Source organism: Bifidobacterium pseudolongum subsp. globosum (genome assembly GCF_000741295.1).
GTDB classification, from domain to species: Bacteria; Actinomycetota; Actinomycetes; order Actinomycetales; family Bifidobacteriaceae; genus Bifidobacterium; species Bifidobacterium globosum.
On the sequence record NZ_JGZG01000001.1, the window covers coordinates 47849 to 65706 of the forward strand.

Sequence of the window (17858 nt, forward strand, 5' to 3'; positions counted from 1 at the left end):
TCGACTACTCCGCGGTGTCGTCATCGCCGCCGAGGATGCTGTTGACGTCGAAGACGTCGAAATCGGTGTCCGCATCCGATTCGTATTCGCGCTCGGCCTCGTCCTCCACACTGGCGGCATCGCGCGCGTCGGGCGTCACCACCGGCTGATGCACACGCTCGGCCTTGCTCAACTTCAGATCGGGATGGATCGATTCCTTGAGCAGCATGCGCGCGTCACCGGCGGTCACGAAGCTGCCGCAGATCAGCACACCGTGCCCGTAGCCGACGCCGAGCTCGTCTTCGGCATCCACGCGGTTCACCGCCTCCTGGATCGCCTCGGGCAGGTCCGGAATGCACGTCACGCGCTCCGGGCCGAACACCTCGCGCGCGATGTCCGCCAGCTGTTCCGCAGGCATCACGCGGTCCTTCCATGAATTCTCGGTGACGATGATCTCGCTGACGATCGGCTCGAGCACGCCCAGATACTCCTCGACCTGCTTGTCCTCCATCATCGCGACGACGGCGACGAGCTGCGTGAAGTCGTAGTTCTCCTCGATCGCCGCGCGCAACGCCTCGGCCGCGTTGACGTTGTGTCCGCCGTCGATGATGATTGTCGGCGAGTTCCTCACCTGTTCGATGCGCCCAGGAATCTTGACCGAGCTCAGCGCCTCGCCGACGAGGTCGCCGTCGAGCGGGCCGGTCACCGGAATGACGACCTCCGCCGCACACAGTGCCGCGAGCGCGTTGTGCGCCTGATGCTCGCCGAATTTGTCGAGCGGCACGTCCGCGTAAGTGCCGTTCGGCGTGCGCAGCGTCACCATCTGACCGCCCACGGCCGGCATGCGCGCCACGACTTCCGCCTCCACCCCATCGCGCACAAGCGTGGCGTGGTTTTCAGCCGCCGCCTGCTCGATGATCGGCATGACCTCGTCCTCATGCGGCTGCCTGCCGATGATCGCCGTGCAGCCAGGCTTGATGATGCCGACCTTCTCCGCGGCGATCTGCTCGACCGTGTCGCCGAGCCATGCCATATGGTCCATGTCGATCGGTCCGATGACGGCGGCGTCCGCGTCGAGCACGTTCGTTGCGTCCCAGCGGCCGCCCATGCCGACTTCGATAATCGCGACGTCGACCGGTGCATCCGCGAACTTCCAGATGGCCATCGCGGTGAGCACCTCGAAGAAGCTCATGCGCGGTGCGCCTTCTGCGTCCATCTTCGCGTCGACGAGCGCGACAAAGTCTTTCACCTGATCCCACAGTTCCACAAAATCGTCGTCGGACAGGCGCTGCCCGTCGATCGCGATGCGCTCGTTCACATGCTCAAGGTGCGGCGATGTGTACAGTCCAGTGCGCATGCCGTATGCGCGGCAGATTGCTTCGGCCATGCGCGCCGTCGAGCCTTTGCCGTTGGTGCCGGTGATGTGGATGATGCGGAACGAATCCTGCGGGTCACCAAGCAGGTCGAGGATCATCTTCATTCGTTTGAGATCCAGATTCGTTGTGTTCCGTTCGCTCGGACGTCCCATGATGTCACGTTCGACGTCGTGGATGCTGCTCTTGTCTGCCATTCGTTCTTGGCCTTCCCGCTGTGTGCTGCCGACTTGATACAGCTGTCCATTCTATGCCGTTGACTGACCATCCACCGCGAGCGATGCCAACGCTCCTCGCGACTCACCCACGCTACTATCTAGTATCCGGACTCAGCCGTTCCCCCAATCCTGCAGGACCCACGTTTTCGTGCCATCATCCTGCGGCAGCAACATGTACCATTCCACGTGGTCCTCGTCGTCGACATGCTCTTGGCAGGTCATGTCGACGAACAGTACAGCCGCGCCATCGCGCCCATGTTCCCTCACCGCTCTTCCGAGTGCGGAACCGTGGCCTTCGTCATAGGAGTCGATCTCCATATCGACAATATCCTCGCTCTGCCGTTCGTCATACTTGACCTTGTCGACGCTGCAGTTCTTCATCCCCGCGTTCGCTCTGTACGACGCCTGCACCAAGTCGTCCAGCTGTGCGGTCTTGAATTTCGAGGATGCGGAGATTTCGACCTTTGTATGCGATGTGTCAAGCGGTTTCGGCCACAGCCACCACACGCCCACCGCAACCGCTGCTACTACGACCACTGCGACGATTGCCTTTGTCAGCCGCTTCCACGAATGTGCACTATGCGATTCCACGTTTCCCCATCCCTATATCTATGGTGATGCCGTCCCTTCAGTCGCGCAACATCTGCCAATAGTCGTAGTAGTGCGTGCCGTCGTGCCCGATGAGCGGCTGGCGCTTCGCGGCATACCCCGCGTTCGCGAGCGCCGCGCGGCGCTCGACCGCGTAGATCGGCGCCTTCGTCGCGATCTTCGCGCAACCGAACAGCGTCATGAATGGCACGGAGACGAGATTGAGGATGCTGCATATGACATCCTCGCGTTCGTACGCGGCCGCCAGATCGATGCGCAGAATGCCGCAGTCGTCATAGTAATCGTCTCTTTCGCGCCGAAACATCTCAAGCGTGCCAATCACTCCCCCTGCTTCCAGTGATTCGACAGCGAAGCGCACAAAGCCGCGGTTCTCGTGGTATTCGATGAGCCAGTATTTTATACTCTCCTGCACGTCGTGCAATGTGCGGCAGTAGAAATTCGCGCCGTGGCAGTTGTCGGAGTTGAAGAACGGCAGCGCGAGCTTGTCACTATATACGGCGAGCAGGTCCTCGGCGTCCCTGGGTTCGATCAAGCGGATGCGGTAAGCGTCGTCACTCAGTTCCGGGCAGTTGTCATAGATATTCATGTTTCAATCCTAGCCTTCCGAGCGGCGGTGACGCGCTTAGACCCTCCAATGATCTCTCTGCGTTGATAGGGCCTAGTTTTCCTCCGGTGGCAAAGGAATCGTAATGTCATCCAACATGGCAACAGGTCCAAAATCCACAGAGTCTTCTTCGAGAAGAGACTCGAGCAACTCAACCAATGCAGGGGTGTCATTTACAACCGAACCGTACAGAATACGAAGGTCCACCTCGTCGTATTTATGCACCAACCAATCCCGCGTGCCTGCAATCTCACGCCAATCAACAGAGCTCTCATCTGACCTGAATTCCCGAGAGAGTCCTTTCACGTGTTCCCCAACTTGGGCAATTGCCATCGCGACTGCGAACTGGGTTTGCACATGCGATTCATCGGAGAATTCGTCGAAGGTCATCTCTCCTATGAACGAGGATGCGAGATTCAGGTATCTCAGCATGGCCGCCAAATGCACGGCGTCTTTTTCACCCAGACTCATGCTCTGCCATCCCCTCTTCATAGGATCTTATAAACGGGATGCTGTTGCAGATTACGCATGAACGCTCGGCGGATACGCTCCGAATCCCTGTCTTTTTTGGGCTCATCAAGATACTCTTTGCGGACCAGATCCACGGGCCTGCCCAGAGACTGGCTCAGTCTCCTTCGAAAATCGATGACCATCCGATACTGCTCTGGAGTACATGGCAGATTGTAGATGAAATCGACGTCGGACTGTTCGTTTTGCGTTCCCCGCGCCATCGAACCGAACAAATACAGTTCCTTGATTCCATATTCCTGTGCGATTGGCACCGCAATAGCTGCAATCTTGTGTGGTGTGAGATGCTCCATGCCTTCTCCTTCCGCACATACTGAACATTATTTTATCATCAGCCAGCATGGGATTCATATAAAGCTTTTCGGAACCGCAAATTTGTGCAACTCCACACGCTCCGTGAACACGTTCGCTGTGGTGACTACGATGTTGGGCGACAGCCACCGCGTTCCACAAGCAGATGAAGAAAGGGCAGGAATGAGCGAAGTGATCACCGAACAGGACAAGGCATACGAGGCGCGCGAAGAGGCGGCGGCCCCCGGAGACGACCAGCCGATGGGCGACCGCGTGAACAACCGCTCGCTGCGCCCGCGCTCCGACGCATTCGTGGAGTTCATGAGCAGCGGCTGGGACGACAACGAACCCGCGATCGAGCGTTTGGCATCCGCGGAGTTCACCCCCGCGCGCCTGCAGACGCTGAGCGAGGCGTTCCCCGGCGAGCGCCTCGTGATCCCCGCCGGCCAGCCGAAGGTGCGCAACAACGACTGCGACTATGCGTTCCGCCCGGATTCCGCATTCTCGTATTACACCGGCCTTGGGCAGGACTACGAGGCGGGAGCGGTGCTCGTGCTCGACCCGAACGCGGACGGCACGCACACGCCGATGCTGTTCGTCGCCCCGCGTGCCGACCACTACACGCAGGATTTCTTCAAGGACCCGCACTACGGTGAATACTGGGTGGGCCCGCGCGCGGGATTGAAGGAACTCGAGGCGATGACGGGCATCGAGACTCACGACATCGCCCAGCTCGCCGATATGCTCGGCAAGAACGTAGGTACCGAACCCGGCGCCGTGCAGTTGCGCGTGATCAGCGCGACCGACCCGCAGATCACCGCGATGGTGCAGGGACTGCGCGCCGAGCACGGATTCCCGGATGAGGCACACAACACCGTGCACGACGACAAGCTGCACGAGTTCGCGTCGGAGGCGCGCATGGAGAAAGACGGTTTCGAGGTGCGCGAGATCCGCCGCGCCGTCGACGCGACGAAGCACGGCTTCGACAACATCCTGCGCAAACTGCCGAGCGCGCTGGGCAAGCCGCGTTCCGAACGCATCCTCGAAGGCGCGTTCAACGCGGTCTCGCGCGAGGAAGGCAACGAGGTCGGCTACGACACGATCATCGCATCCGGCGCGCACGCACCGATCCTGCACTGGATCCGCAACACCGGCACCGTGAATGCGGGCGAACTGCTGCTCATCGACGCCGGCGTGGAGGTCGATTCGCTCTACACGGCGGACATCACGCGCACATTCCCCACCAACGGCAAGTTCACCGACTTCCAGAAGAAGCTCTACCAGGCGGTGCTCGACTCGCAGCAGGCCGGGTTCGAAGCGGCCAAGCCGGGCGCGACCTACTCCGACATCCACCATGCGTGCATGCGTGTGATCGCCGAGCGCCTGCACGACTGGGGCATCCTGCCGGTCGACGTCGAGGAGAGCCTCTCGCCCGAAGGCCAGCAGCACCGCCGTTGGCTCGCGTGCGGCGTGGCACACCATCTGGGGCTCGATGTGCACGACTGCGCGCAGGCGCGGTATGAGTCGTACCAAGGCGCGAAGATCACGCCGGGCATGGTGTTCACGATCGAACCGGGGCTCTACTTCCGCGAGGACGACCTGATGATTCCGCCGGAGTACCGCGGCATCGGCATCCGCATCGAAGACGACGTACTGATGACCGAGGACGGCCCCGAATGGATCTCCGCGGGCATCCCGAAACAGATCGACGACGTGGAGGCATGGATGGCGCAGATGGCGGCCGAAGGCGCAAAGGACGCGCGATGAGTACCCCGGAATTCATCCTCGAACTGCGCGAGCGCATCGACCACATGCCGTTGTGGCTCATCGGCGTGACCGGATACGTGCGCCGCGACGACGGGCTAATCCTGCTCGAACAGCGTGCCGACAACGGCAAGTGGACGCTTGTGACCGGCATCAACGAGCCCGGCGAGGAGCCCGCGGACACCGTCGTGCGCGAAGCGAAGGAGGAGACGGGCGTCGACGTCATCGTCACCGACTTGGTGAGCGTCAAATCCGACCATGAGATCAAGACCTATCTCAACGGCGACCAGACGTGGTACCTGGACCACCTGTTCCTGTGCGAAGTGGCGCCGGACGGCAACAGCGAGCCGGTCGTAGGCGACGACGAAAGCACGTCCGTCGGCTGGTTCTCGCTCGACGCGCTTCCCGAGCCGCTCGCGGCAAGCTCGCGCGAGCGCATCGGCTATGTGCAACAGTTCCTGAAGCACCGCGCGGAAGGCAGCGCGCACGCGCAGTTCGCGTTCCGCAACGTCATCGAGCATCTGTGACCCGCCCTGCTGTGCGCGCATCGACTGATGGACGATGCGCGCACAGTCTATTCCCATGTTTGCCAAGGGCTGGTTTGGCCAATGCGCGGCTGCGCGCGCTTAAGATGGGCCTCGGATCGACGGAGACACCGCCACACGCATTGCATGCGTGAACGATCAGAGGTGACTATGACCACAATCGCCATACTTGGAGCCAACGGCCGCATCGCCCGCATTGCCGAAGGCATGCTGCTCGCCCATGACGATATTGAACTGACACTGTTCATCCACAGCGAGGACGAACTCGGCGCGGACATCAAGGACAACCCGCGCGTGACCATCGTCAAAGGTGGCGCGAAGAACGCGGACGACGTGCTCAACGTGATCAACGGCGCCGACGAGGTGTACGCCAATCTGGCGGCCACACAACGCGGCAGCGCCGACATCATTCCGATGGCCAAGGCCGTGGTGGACATGATGGACAAAGCGGGTATCAAGCGGCTCGTCTGGATTTCATCGCTCGGCATCTACAACGAGGTTCCCGGTGAGTTCGGCGCATGGAGCGCGAACATTCTGGGTGATTATCTGGTGAACTACCGCAAAGCGGCGGACGTGATCGAGGCGAGCGACCTCGACTACACAATCATCCGCCCGGCTTGGCTCACCGACAAAGACGAGGTGGACTTCGAAATCACCGAGAAGGGCGAACTCTTCCGTGGCACCGAGGTCTCGCGCAAGTCCGTGGCAAGCGAAGTGGTGAAGCTGCTGCTCGACCCGGGCGAAGAGGTCCGCGCGTCGATTGGACTCGACAAGCCCGGCACCGACGGCGACAAGCCGGAATGGTTCCGTTCCGCTTCCACCGAGCATCGTTCGGAGTGACGCACCGCACACAAAGCGCGTATGAAAAACTGCGTCGGTGTGGGCGACACCCGCTGAGAACCAGCAGACGCCACCCACGCCAGCGCTGTTTTTCATACGCGGGACCGCGCTCAGCCGGCTTCCTGCTTGAGGATGCGGCGCAATTCTTCGCGGTGCGCGCGCTGTTCGCGCGGATCAGGCACCGGCAGCGATGCGAGCAGTTTGCGTGTGTAGGGATCCTTGGGATGGCGCATGATTGTGTTCGCGTCGCCATGCTCGACGATGTGCCCCTTGTGCATCACCATGATCCGGTCGGCGAGCATATCCACAACCGCCAAGTCATGCGTGATGAACAAGCAGGCGAAGCCAATCTCTACCTGCAGTGTCTTGAACAGTTCGAGCACTTTCGCCTGTACGGACACATCGAGCGCGCTCGTCGGCTCATCCGCTATGAGTAGCTTCGGCTTGAGCGCCAAAGCGCGCGCGAGCGAGGCGCGCTGACGCTGGCCGCCGGACAGTTCGTGCGGGAAGCGGTTCATGTACGCCTTGGGCAGCTGCACCATCTCGAGCAGCCTACCGACCTCCTTCTGTGCTGCGGTAGGTGTCCTGTATACGCCGTGCACGATGAGGGGCTCGGCGACATTCTCGAGAATCGTCATGAGCGGGTCAAAGGAACTGCCCGGATCTTGGAAAACAAAGCCGATCTCAGCGCGCTTGGATTTGAAGGCACGTTCGCGCACCCCGTTCATCTGCACGCCGAGGACCTCGAGCGAACCGCCGGACACTTTCTGCAGGCCGGCGATTGCACGTCCGGTCGTCGACTTACCCGAACCGGACTCGCCGACGAGACCGAGCACTTCAGACCCGTGAATCTCGAAGTCAACGCCGTCCACGGCCTTGAAGTCCGGCTGCATGAGACGGCCTGGATACGTGATTGTCAGATCTTTCGCCCTGACGACGACCGGTTCGGCCCGCCAGTCGACCCCGCGCTCGACGATATGGCCGTCGGCAGCGTGCACGACGAGCTTCTCGCCGATGCGCGGCACTGCGGCAAGCAGACGCTTGGTGTAGTCGGCCGTCGGATGGTAGAAGATCTGCTCGACGTTCCCCTGCTCGACGACGTGCCCACGGTACATGACGACGACCTGATCGGCAATGTCGGCCACGACGCCCATGTTGTGCGTGATGATGAGCACGGAGGCTCCGAATTCGTCGCGTGCCAAACGCAGCAGATCGAGAATCTCCGCCTGTACGGTCACGTCGAGTGCCGTGGTCGGCTCGTCGGCGAGGATCAGGCCGGGGTTGAGCACGAGTGCCATCGCGATGACGATGCGTTGCTTCTGCCCCCCAGAGAACTGATGCGGATAGTAGTCGACGCGCGTCGCGGCGTCAGGGATGCCGACTTTCTCGAGGATCTCAACCGATTTGGCGCGCAGCTGCTTCTTACCCGTCATACCGTGCGCGCGCAGGCCCTCCTCGATCTGCCAGCCGATGGTGAAGACCGGGTTGAGCACGGCGTTCGGCTCCTGGAAGACCATGGCAGCACGGCCGCCACGCACCTTGCGCAGCTGTTCTCCGCTCATCGTGAGCACGTCGACGCCGTCGCCGTCGTCGCGTGCCGTCAGATAGATCGCGCCGGCAGTCGTGGCGGTTTCGGGCAGCAGCTTGATGATCGAGCGCGCGGTAACCGACTTGCCTGAGCCGGATTCTCCGACGACACCGACAACGGTGCGTTTGGGGATGACGAAATCGATGCCGTCGATCGCCTTGATCGGCCCGGCATCCGTCATGAAGGACACGCTCAGGTCGCGCACGTCGACGAGATTGCCATCGAGTCGCTCCTGTGAGGCTGTGGCCTGTGCCGTTCGTTGTTCAGTCATCGTTGATCACCCCTCGGGATTCGTCCGGCACGTCGCGCGAGACGACGGCGATCTGTGGATCCTGACTTGTCATGAACTCTTCGACGACTGGCTCGTCGGAATTCGGTCGTTCGGTCGGGTCGACGGATGTGTCCTCTATCGAGCCGACGACTTCGCCGGCGGACTTGCGTGCGCGCAGACGTGGATCGGCCAGATCGTTGAGCGATTCGCCGATAAGTGTGATGCCGAGCACGATGAGCACAATCGCCAGCCCCGGGAACACCGCGGTCCACCAGATGCCAGCGGTCACGTCGGCGACAGAGCGGTTGAGGTCGTAGCCCCATTCGGCAGCGGCCGTCGGTTCGATGCCGAAGCCGAGAAAGCCTAGGCCGGCGAGCGTGAGGATCGCCTCGGAGGAGTTGAGGGTGAGGATGACCGGCAGCGTGCGCGTGGAGTTCTTGAGCAGGTGCTTGGTCATGATGCGCCACGTGGAGGCACCAACGACCTTCGCCGATTCGACGTAGGCGGAGTCCTTGATACGGATGACTTCGGCGCGGATTGTGCGGAAGTACTGCGGGATGTACACAACGGTGATTGAGATGCCCGAAGCGAGGATTCCGCCCCACAAGCTTGACTGGCCGCCGGAAATCATGATCGCCATGAGGATGGCGAGTAGTAGTGACGGGAACGAATAGACGGCATCGGCGACCACGACGAGGACGCGGTCGACCCATCCACCGAAATAACCCGAGACGAGGCCCAGAAACACGCCGGCGAAGATGGACAGCAGCACGGCGACGACAATAGCGATGACCGCGGTGCGGGCGCCCCAGACTGTGCGACTGAACACGTCAAAGCCACCTACCGTCGTACCCCAGATATGCTCGCGTGACGGGGGTGCCTGGGTGGGGAATGCCACACCGTCGGCGGATTTGATCTGCGCGTAGCCGTAGGGCGCGATGAGTGGCGCGAAGATCGCGACGAGGACGAAGAACGCGGTGATGACGAGGCCGACGACGAGCATCGCTTTCTGCCAACCAACGGCGATCCGCAGGTCGCGGACGATGGGCAGTTTGCGCCAGCGCGCCTCGGGTTTGGAGATCTGCAGGTGTTCTAGTCGGGTGTCGCCCGGCACGCCGACGGTGGTTTCGTTGCTTTCGCTCATATCAGTACCTCACTCTCGGATCAATGAGCGCGCTGATCACGTCGACGATGAAATTGACCACCGACACGATGATGGCGATGAGGATAACGATGCCCTGCACCGCGACGAAATCACGGGCCTTGAGATAGTTGGAAAGCATGAAACCCAGGCCCTTCCATTCGAAGGTTGTCTCGGTGAGCACCGCACCGGCAAGCAGCAGCGCGATCTGCATGCCCATGACGGTGATGATCGGGATGAGCGCGGGACGCCACGCGTGCTTGCTCATGAGACGCTTCTCACTCACGCCGCGCGAGCGAGCGGCCTCGATGTAGCCGGTGTTGTAGGTTGAGATGACATTCGTGCGCACGAGGCGGATAAAAACACCCGCGGTGAGCAGACCGAGCGCGAGCGCCGGCAGCACGGCATGCATGAGTACGTCACCCAGCACCCGTATGTCTCCCAACTGCAGTGCGTCGACGATATACAAGCCGGTCGGGGACACGAGCCTTGAGAATTGCATCTCGGATTGCAGTGAGGAACGGCCCGAGCTGGGCAGGATGCCTAGACCTACCGAGAAGACGAGTTTGAGCACGAGACCGAGGAAGAACACGGGCGTGGCGTAACACAGAATCGCGAAGAAGCGCACGCCAGCGTCGGTGGCGCGGTCGCGGTATTTGGCGGCAAGTCGGCCGAATCCGATGCCGATGACGAGCGCGACGATGAGCGCGAGGACCGCCAGTTCGAGTGTTGCCGCACCATAGCGTGTGAGCACGGAGATGACCGGTTGGTTGTCGGTGAGCGTGGTGCCCAGATCACCGCGCAGGATACCGCCGAGGTATTCGCCGTACTGCACGATGAGCGGCCGGTCGTAGCCAGCCTCATGCACGCGCCGCTGCAGCTCGTCCGGTGTGAGCCTTCCGCCCATGGCTGCGGAGATCGGATCGCCGGTCGCCCGCATCACGAAGAATACGATCGTGACGAGAATGAACACGGTGGGGATGATGAGCAGGAAACGGCCGATGATAAATCGGAAGAATCCTGCGGAAAGCCTGTTTCTATGCGCGCCGCCGGCTTTCGCTCCGGTTGGGGCGGCGCCGGCGTCTGTGGTACTGGACACCCTATACTCCTCAAATCATGGATGGTCTATGGATGGCGCTCGTGGCCCGTCCGAGGCATGGCGGACGGGCCACGGGTGCATATGTCGTTCAGCAGATGCGGGGCGTCACTGTTTCTCGACGGACGCGTAGCGGAAACGGAAGGAGGGGTCGAGCACCACGCCATTGACATTGGTGCCGGTCACGGCCACCTGATTGCCCTGCAGCAACGGGATGGTGGACAGGTCTTCGGTCTCGAGCTTCTGGATCTGTTTGAGCATCTCCTCGCGCTTGGCCTCGTTCTTCTCGCCGGCTTGGGCCACGATCAGGTCGTTGACTTCCTTGTCGGAGTATCCGTTGTTGACGAAGTTACCATCGCGGAAGAAGGGCGACAAGTAGTTGTCCGGATCGGAGTAGTCAGGGAACCAGCCGAGCTGATAGACCGGATAGGTGCCGTCGGAGTCGTCGGTGACGACGCGTTCCTTGTTGTACTGTGTCCATTCAGTCTGCTGCAGGTCGACCTTGAACAGGCCGCCGTCTTCGAGCTGAGATTTGATGGCGGCGTATTCGTCGGCGGAGCTGGAGCCGTAGTGGTCGCCGTTGTACTGCAGCTTGAGGTCGACTGGAGTCTTGACACCCGCGTCGGCCAGGATCTTCTTCGCCTTGTCCAGATCGGGCGCGCCGTCCTTCGTGTAGGCGTCCTTGAGTGTGTCCTCATGCCCGGACAGACCGTCGGGGATGTAGGAGTACAGCGGGGCGTAGGTGCCCTTGTACACCTTTTCGCTCAGCTCGCTGCGGTCGAGCAGGCACGCCACGGCCTGGCGCACAGCTTGGGCCTTCTTGGCATCCGCGTCGGGCTGTGATTCACCGTAAGGCTGCAGCTTGAAGTTGAACGCGAGCATGCGCGCCTCGCCGCCGGGTCCCTGAACAACCTTGACCTTGTCGTTCTTCTCGAGGTCGGCGATGTCGGTCGGCGTGAACGAACGGTGCGCGACGTCCACCTGACCCTGCTCGACGGCCATCTTCAGGTTCGAGGTGTCGGCAAAGTACTTGACTTGCACGGCGTCGTTCTTGGCCGGGGTCAGACCTTGGTAGTTCGGGTTCTTCGCATAGCTCAGCGCCTCGTTGATTTTGAAGGAGTCAAGCTGGTAGGGGCCGCCGAAGGCATTGGCCTTGACGATCGTGTCGGCGTCGGTCAGCTTGTCGGCGGCGAAAACCTCGTTGTCGACGATGGGGCCGGCCGGCGAACTCATGACCTGCTTGAGCGTCACATCGAAGGGCACCTTCGCGTTGAACACGACGGTTTGGTCGTCTGGCACCTCAATGGACTCAATGTTGGCCAGCAGCGAGCTTGGACCGTTCGGATCGTTAATCTGCATGATGCGGTCATAGGAGAATTTGACGTCGTTGGCGTCGAGTGTGTTGCCGTTGGCCCACTTGAGATCCGGCTTGATCTTGACGGTGAACTGTTTGCCGTCCTCGCTCCAGGTACCCTCGTCCGCAGCGATGTCCGGCGACAACTCAGACGAGTTGTAGTCCTGCGCGTAGAGGAACGGGAACACCTGGATCTGCACGGCGTACGAACCGTTGTCGTACGAGCCGGCCGGATCGAGGCTCGTGATCTTATCGGTGGTGCCGATCATGATGGCGTCTCCGCCGGCATTGCCGGCGGAGACATCGTCCTTCACGCCGCCGCATGCGGCGAGCGAGACCACCGCCGCAATGGACGCGACGGCCGCGATGATCTTCCTGCTGTTCACAAACAGCCCCTCTCTCTCTTTGGTGGTTGGCCGACAGCATGACGCCATGGGCCCAGTGCGCAGCCGATTTTTCGTCGCAAGCGTTACCTGTATGTTTCGTCCGAGCGCCTCTTGCGTTACGAATCGCAGGGCATCCCCTCTCACGGCAGTGTGCCGTTACACTTTGGCCATTCACGCCCAGCGTGCCCTCGCCAGCTCGCATAGTGAGACCCCGATGGACGCGACGTCGGCGTGTCGCGTTGCATTATTGATTAACAGCGTTAATATATAAACATCGTTAACACAGAGATGTGCATAAGGTCACCGAAGGAGGTGCCATGACCACGCAGACCGCAGGCGACCAGCAGAACCTTTCGGAATACAACCGTTCGCGAACACTGCAATACCTGTACCATCATGGCATCGCCTCACGCGCGCAGATCGCGCAGGCGCTGCACCTCACCCCCGCCGCGCTGAGCAAAATCAGCAACCATCTGCTCTCCAGCGGCGCCATCATCGAAACCGGACCGCTCGAAGGCAAGGGCAACCGCCGCTCGATCGGACTGGCGGTCAACACCGGGCAATACCGCGTGCTCGGCGTCAAATTCGCGCGCAGCCTCATCCAGATCGGCCTGTTCGACCTGGCCGGCAGCGCACAGGCCGTCTGGGTGGACCAGGCGACCGATTACCCCACTCCAGCCGAGGCGATTGAAGCGGTGAAGCAGCTCATCCGCTCGATCATGCGGCAGTTCACCAACATCGTGGCGATCGGCATGGCCGTGCCCGGGCCGTATCTGCGCAGCGTCGGCCACACGGCGGTCGTCTCGTCGATGCGGCAGTGGCGCGAAGTCAATTTCAAAGCCGAGTTCGAGCACGCGTTCGACATTCCGGTGATCATCGAGCAGGACGCGCGGGCCGGCGCCTTGGCCCAGTACCTCTTCGACCCACAGCCGCGCAACGAGAACCTCGCCTACTACCTGCTCGGCGAAGGCATCGGCCTCGGCGTGATCGACCATGGGTCCGTGATCAACGGCGCGCTCGGCACGGCCACCGAAATCGGCCATGTGAGCGTCGACGTACACGGCATACCCTGCGACTGCGGCAACGTCGGTTGCCTGGAGCGGTACTGTTCGGCCGTCGCGATCCACGACCTGCTCAACGAAGACCGCACGATCGTGCCCGATTCGCCCGCGCTCACCCATCACGAGGCCTGCATCGCGCTGTTCGAACTCGCCGGGCGCGGTGACACACGCGCGCAGGAACTCGTCAGGCGCATCGGCACCTACGTGGGCTACGGCTGCGTGACGATCTGCAACGCGTTCAACCCCTCGCGCATCGTCATCGGCGACATCGTGGCCGAAGCGGGCGAACCGCTGCTTGACCGCGTCCGCGAGGTCGTGCGGGAGCGGGTGCTGCCGGAGCTCGTGGAATCGACCGCGATCGAACTGTCGACGCTGCCGACCGACGCCGCGGTGACCGGCGCCACCGCCGTGGCGATCATGTACATCCTGGACCACCCCTCGCGGTTCTTCACACCACAGACTGTGCACAACGCAACAACCAGCCACAACAATCAAGAAAGGTGACCACCATGACCAAGCCAATCGTCGTCTCGCTCGGAGAACTCCTGTGGGACATGCTCCCCTCCGGAAAGCGCGCAGGCGGTGCGCCCGTCAACTTCGCCTACCATTCGATGATGAACGGCGCCGAAAGCTACTCGATCAGTGCCGTGGGCGAGGACGAGCTCGGCGACGAGCTCGCGATGGCCACCGAAAAGGCCGGCATCCACACGGTGCTGCAGCGCAACGCGTGGCCCACCGGCACCGTGGAAGTCGCACTGCGCAACGGCATCCCGGAATACACGATCGTGCCGAACGTGGCATGGGACCACATCCTGTACACGCACCAGCTCATCGACATCGTGCAGCAGGCCGACGCCGTGAGCTTCGGTACGCTCGCGCTGCGCTCCCCCGAGTCGCATGAGACGATCATCGAGCTGCTCAAGCACACCAAGCCCGAGGCGCTGCGCTTCTTCGACATCAACCTGCGCGGTGACATGTATTCGAAGGAACTCATCGAAGAGATGCTTGGCTACGCCAACGTGTTCAAGATCAACGACGAAGAGCTGCTGCTCCTGCGCGGCATGTTCGGCATCGAGAACACCTCGGACGACGAGGCATGCCGCTGGTTCATCGAGCAGTACGACCTGCGTTACCTGATTCTGACGGGCGGCGCCACGTTCTCCACGATCATGTCGAACGACGGCGAGATCTCCACGCTGAACACCCCGCACGTCGAGGTCGTCGACACCGTGGGCGCCGGCGACTCGTTCTCCGGCACGTTCACCGGCCGTCTGCTGTGCGGCGACTCGCTGGGCCTGGCCCACCGCGCCGCCGTGAACACCGCCGCATTTGTGTGCACGCAGAACGGCGCATGGCCCACCTATCCGGACCAGATGCCCGATTACCTCGCCGAAGCCGGCATGTGACCCACTCTGGCCCTACCATAGGTGCCATGAGAATCGTATTGCAGAAAGTCAGCCAGGCCAGTGTGGACGTCGTCGATGAGCGGACGGGCGAACCCGACCCCTCATTCGAGCCGCAGTCCATTGGCCCCGGATTCGTGTTGCTCGTCGGGTTCGGCGAACACGACGAGCAACCGAATCTGGCTTGGCTCGCTTCAAAAATCGCCAAACTGCGCGTCTTCGCGGATGCAGATGGCAAAATGAACCGTTCGATCCGCGACGTCGGGGGCGCCGTGTTGTCCATTCCGCAGTTCACGCTCTACGCGCAGGTGCGGCACGGCAACCGCCCGAGTTTCACCGGCGCGATGGATCCGACGCGCGCACGCGAACAGTGGCTACGGTTCAACGACGCGTTGTGCGCCGAAGGGCTGCCTGTACACACGGGCAGGTTCGGCGCGCATATGCGTGTGTCACTGACCAACGACGGACCGGTGACGATCCTGTTCGACAGCGACGAACTGGGAGTGTGACCACTGCGCCTGGTCATATGGCCGCAACGGCATCCACAACGGCAGGAATGGAACAAACGGCGCCAGCACCTACGGCGTGCACCATTGCCGGCCATCTAGGTGTTTTGCCCTTAGCATAAAACTTTTCCACGATGACATCCCACCGACACGCCACATACATGAGAGCGAATCGTTCGGCGAGAGGAAGCTTGAGTTCCCCAGCAAGTTCGACATCGCCCCAATCTACCGTTATCTAGGCGAGCTTGCATTGACGCCCCGCCAGCGGATCAACGCAAAGTGAGCGCTCGCGTGCCAGCGCACCTATGGTGGTTTGAGGGTGCTACCGGCTGGCGGTTGAGGGTGGTGCCAGCCAGGAAAAAGCGCCCCAATCCTTGCCATCTCTTACCACCGCGTGTGGCGACTGCCAACTGAGACGGCGTTTACCTTCTCGCTACGGGTAGTGCCCCCTTCGCTACGGGTAGTGCCTTTGCAGACAAAATCTGCTGACAATCGTTGGAAAATGGCACATTGTAGGGAAAGGGTATCCGACAGGCACTACCCGTAGCGGAAGTATGGATAGGTACATGACGAATTCGCCGTTCAGGTCACCGCCATGGCCGTCGGCGCCGATACCCAGACACCAACAGCCCTACAAAGCGCAATCAATAGCCCCTCATGGCTAGACCCAGCCACCGACAGCTGTCTCACGCGACTCCGACAGCATACCGCGTCTGGCCTCAGCCACCGACAGCCGCCATTGGGCACCGGCACCAGCCAGACCCCGCCCTCCACACCGGCACGACATGGGGCGACCAACCCGACACACTTGTTGGTCCTCCCCCTCCATTTTCCCCCACATTTTGCCCACGCTTCATGAGGAATCAGGGCGTTTTTCAGGGCGCACGAGTGAAACGAGGAAGCGCGAAAACCGTTGGAAATACAAGAAAACCCGCCATTTCTGGCGGGTTTGAAAGTGGAGCCGCGGGGAATTGAACAGTACAACCGAAAACCATTGGAAACATTAGTGTTTCGCGAACATGCCCAAAACGTTCCCCCCTAAGTTCCCCCCTATCCCGCATGTAACGGGCCACCTACACGGAAAGCGAACACGACCATGGAACACACCACAAGCACCCCGAACAACGAGCTGGCGCCCGCCCCCAATCACCCACAGGACAGGCACACCCCGATGGACACCGACGAGCTATATGCGCTGTTCAACGGCGCCACACACCCACAGCAGGCCACCCCCGACACATATGGCGGGTACATGTGCGAACCATGCCCGGAAGATCATTGCGTGATGCTCTTGGACATTGATTGCGGCGCCATGGGCGGCGTAAGCCTCTATGTGAGCGAGGGGCCCGTGCTCGACGCGCGCATAGAGTTCGAGGCGGACAGCCCCGACACCTCACCTGCCGATTTGGAAGAATGGTTCGCGTGCCTCGACCGTATGCGCACCGATCTGCGCAACGCCTACGAATGGGCTTCCAACCTGCTCGCCACCGTACAAGATGGCGAGGCGTAAGCACGACCGCAAGCCCCGCAGACGGGCGGTACACGGGCACACACGGGCACATGGGCGCGCTACCATGCGTGACCGTTTTCAGCCCCTTACACAGGCGCACAGGGCGTGTAATCTCACCACGGTAAGGGCATACGTGCATAGGGGGGGCTCTCCCTATGCACGGGCACGCCCTGTCCGAAACTCGACGACGTTTTGTCGTGGAGGGAGCCTCTCCCTATGCACGGGCACGCCCCACGCCCCACGCCGCACGCGCCGCGCTCGCTATCGATACGGGGGCGGTTCGATTTGCGGCGCTCGCCAACCGGCCCGCTATCCGCGTGGCCTCCCGTCCCCTCTCCCCGCACACCGGGTACCCCATCGCGCGCCACGTTGTTCGTTCGCTTGCCTGCCGGTTTGCTTGGAGATGGCGCGAACCATAAGGGGAAGCTCACGACTTCCCGCAACCGTCTCACGCTGTCGTGGGTGCACCGTTCATGAATGCGCGCGAGCGCCGGCACATCGAACATGAAAAGCGCCAACAGGCAACGAGCCACAACGAACGAAGAAACATGAGATGGCGCGCGCAATATCGAAGAAGAAGCGCGAACGCGCTTGCTCCTGTGTTCGCGCGCCCGCAACGTCCGAAACCCGTAACGCTTATCGTGATCGGCTGGCAGCATGGCGCACCCCGTCATGCTGTGGGGCGCCCGCAGGGGGTAGGGGGTGATCCCTATGGGCGTGTGCGCTAGACCGCCGGTGGGGTGCGCCGCAAGTAAAACGGTTTCAAACATTTGGGGTTTTGTGTTTCCCGC

General features: G+C 61.6%; 16 protein-coding genes. 7 read left to right on the top strand and 9 right to left on the bottom strand.

What is annotated here, in order from left to right; translation table 11 throughout:
- Positions 1-4: 4 nt before the first annotated feature.
- The 5 genes from BPSG_RS00215 to BPSG_RS00235 all read right to left on the bottom strand — a co-directional run bounded on the left by BPSG_RS00215 (position 5) and on the right by BPSG_RS00235 (position 3604).
- Positions 5-1549 carry a bifunctional folylpolyglutamate synthase/dihydrofolate synthase gene (locus BPSG_RS00215; RefSeq protein WP_026643989.1) on the bottom strand — a complete coding sequence of 515 codons (1545 nt, stop codon included), beginning with the start codon at positions 1547-1549 and terminating at the stop codon, positions 5-7.
- Between the two features lie 132 nt (positions 1550-1681).
- Complete coding sequence (locus BPSG_RS00220; protein WP_129867766.1) at positions 1682-2107, bottom strand: hypothetical protein; 426 nt, start codon at positions 2105-2107, stop codon at positions 1682-1684.
- A gap of 91 nt (positions 2108-2198) precedes the next feature.
- A complete protein-coding gene (locus BPSG_RS00225) occupies positions 2199-2765 on the bottom strand; it encodes a GNAT family N-acetyltransferase (RefSeq protein ID WP_026643987.1) in 567 nt (188 codons plus the stop codon).
- A 72-nt stretch (positions 2766-2837) separates the two neighbouring features.
- Positions 2838-3254 (bottom strand): HepT-like ribonuclease domain-containing protein, encoded by a 417-nt coding sequence (locus tag BPSG_RS00230; protein ID WP_051592091.1) that lies wholly within the window; start codon positions 3252-3254, stop codon positions 2838-2840.
- A 17-nt stretch (positions 3255-3271) separates the two neighbouring features.
- Entirely contained in the window at positions 3272-3604 is a 333-nt protein-coding gene (locus BPSG_RS00235) for a nucleotidyltransferase family protein (RefSeq protein WP_051592090.1), read from the bottom strand.
- A gap of 181 nt (positions 3605-3785) precedes the next feature.
- Between BPSG_RS00235 and BPSG_RS00240 the strand changes: the two genes are divergently transcribed.
- The 3 genes from BPSG_RS00240 to BPSG_RS00250 all read left to right on the top strand — a co-directional run bounded on the left by BPSG_RS00240 (position 3786) and on the right by BPSG_RS00250 (position 6751).
- Positions 3786-5369 carry an aminopeptidase P family protein gene (locus BPSG_RS00240; RefSeq protein ID WP_026643986.1) on the top strand — a complete coding sequence of 528 codons (1584 nt, stop codon included), beginning with the start codon at positions 3786-3788 and terminating at the stop codon, positions 5367-5369.
- Positions 5366-5893 carry an NUDIX hydrolase gene (locus BPSG_RS00245; protein WP_026643985.1) on the top strand — a complete coding sequence of 176 codons (528 nt, stop codon included), beginning with the start codon at positions 5366-5368 and terminating at the stop codon, positions 5891-5893. The genes BPSG_RS00240 and BPSG_RS00245 overlap by 4 nt, the downstream gene beginning before the upstream one ends.
- A gap of 144 nt (positions 5894-6037) precedes the next feature.
- Positions 6038-6751, top strand: coding sequence for an NAD(P)H-binding protein (locus tag BPSG_RS00250; RefSeq protein WP_238548914.1), 714 nt, complete (start codon positions 6038-6040; stop codon positions 6749-6751).
- A gap of 110 nt (positions 6752-6861) precedes the next feature.
- Here BPSG_RS00250 and BPSG_RS00255 read toward each other — a convergent pair whose 3' ends face one another.
- From BPSG_RS00255 to BPSG_RS00270, 4 genes are all read right to left on the bottom strand, one after another.
- Positions 6862-8610: a dipeptide ABC transporter ATP-binding protein gene (locus BPSG_RS00255; RefSeq protein ID WP_026643983.1), complete on the bottom strand. Its 1749-nt coding sequence runs from the start codon at positions 8608-8610 to the stop codon at positions 6862-6864.
- The gene (locus BPSG_RS00260; RefSeq protein ID WP_026643982.1) at positions 8603-9754 is read right to left on the bottom strand and encodes an ABC transporter permease; all 1152 of its coding nucleotides are present in this window, start codon (positions 9752-9754) and stop codon (positions 8603-8605) included. The genes BPSG_RS00255 and BPSG_RS00260 overlap by 8 nt, the downstream gene beginning before the upstream one ends.
- A gap of 1 nt (position 9755) precedes the next feature.
- A complete protein-coding gene (locus BPSG_RS00265; protein ID WP_026643981.1) occupies positions 9756-10850 on the bottom strand; it encodes an ABC transporter permease in 1095 nt (364 codons plus the stop codon).
- Between the two features lie 105 nt (positions 10851-10955).
- Entirely contained in the window at positions 10956-12587 is a 1632-nt protein-coding gene (locus BPSG_RS00270; protein WP_026643980.1) for an ABC transporter substrate-binding protein, read from the bottom strand.
- Positions 12588-12904: 317 nt separating this feature from the next.
- On the opposite strand from BPSG_RS00270, the gene BPSG_RS00275 reads away from it, so the two are divergent.
- The 4 genes from BPSG_RS00275 to BPSG_RS00290 all read left to right on the top strand — a co-directional run bounded on the left by BPSG_RS00275 (position 12905) and on the right by BPSG_RS00290 (position 17067).
- The gene (locus tag BPSG_RS00275; protein WP_051592089.1) at positions 12905-14152 is read left to right on the top strand and encodes an ROK family protein; all 1248 of its coding nucleotides are present in this window, start codon (positions 12905-12907) and stop codon (positions 14150-14152) included.
- Positions 14153-14157: 5 nt separating this feature from the next.
- Positions 14158-15054 carry a carbohydrate kinase family protein gene (locus tag BPSG_RS00280; RefSeq protein WP_022858004.1) on the top strand — a complete coding sequence of 299 codons (897 nt, stop codon included), beginning with the start codon at positions 14158-14160 and terminating at the stop codon, positions 15052-15054.
- A 26-nt stretch (positions 15055-15080) separates the two neighbouring features.
- On the top strand, positions 15081-15560 hold the full coding sequence (gene dtd, locus BPSG_RS00285; protein ID WP_026643979.1) for a D-aminoacyl-tRNA deacylase: 480 nt from the start codon (positions 15081-15083) through the stop codon (positions 15558-15560).
- A 1093-nt stretch (positions 15561-16653) separates the two neighbouring features.
- Positions 16654-17067: a hypothetical protein gene (locus BPSG_RS00290; RefSeq protein WP_026644256.1), complete on the top strand. Its 414-nt coding sequence runs from the start codon at positions 16654-16656 to the stop codon at positions 17065-17067.
- The last annotated feature ends 791 nt before the right edge of the window (positions 17068-17858 follow it).

Bases quoted from the DNA above. Each gene is read 5' to 3' on its own strand.
- BPSG_RS00215 (WP_026643989.1), bottom strand. From the start codon at position 1,549: ATGGCAGACAAGAGCAGCATCCACGACGTCGAACGTGACATCATGGGA.
- BPSG_RS00225 (WP_026643987.1), bottom strand. From the start codon at position 2,765: ATGAATATCTATGACAACTGCCCGGAACTGAGTGACGACGCTTACCGC.
- BPSG_RS00230 (WP_051592091.1), bottom strand. From the start codon at position 3,254: ATGAGTCTGGGTGAAAAAGACGCCGTGCATTTGGCGGCCATGCTGAGA.
- BPSG_RS00235 (WP_051592090.1), bottom strand. From the start codon at position 3,604: ATGGAGCATCTCACACCACACAAGATTGCAGCTATTGCGGTGCCAATC.
- BPSG_RS00240 (WP_026643986.1), top strand. From the start codon at position 3,786: ATGAGCGAAGTGATCACCGAACAGGACAAGGCATACGAGGCGCGCGAA.
- BPSG_RS00245 (WP_026643985.1), top strand. From the start codon at position 5,366: ATGAGTACCCCGGAATTCATCCTCGAACTGCGCGAGCGCATCGACCAC.
- BPSG_RS00250 (WP_238548914.1), top strand. From the start codon at position 6,038: ATGCGTGAACGATCAGAGGTGACTATGACCACAATCGCCATACTTGGA.
- BPSG_RS00255 (WP_026643983.1), bottom strand. From the start codon at position 8,610: ATGACTGAACAACGAACGGCACAGGCCACAGCCTCACAGGAGCGACTC.
- BPSG_RS00260 (WP_026643982.1), bottom strand. From the start codon at position 9,754: ATGAGCGAAAGCAACGAAACCACCGTCGGCGTGCCGGGCGACACCCGA.
- BPSG_RS00275 (WP_051592089.1), top strand. From the start codon at position 12,905: ATGACCACGCAGACCGCAGGCGACCAGCAGAACCTTTCGGAATACAAC.
- BPSG_RS00280 (WP_022858004.1), top strand. From the start codon at position 14,158: ATGACCAAGCCAATCGTCGTCTCGCTCGGAGAACTCCTGTGGGACATG.
- dtd (WP_026643979.1), top strand. From the start codon at position 15,081: ATGAGAATCGTATTGCAGAAAGTCAGCCAGGCCAGTGTGGACGTCGTC.
- BPSG_RS00290 (WP_026644256.1), top strand. From the start codon at position 16,654: ATGGAACACACCACAAGCACCCCGAACAACGAGCTGGCGCCCGCCCCC.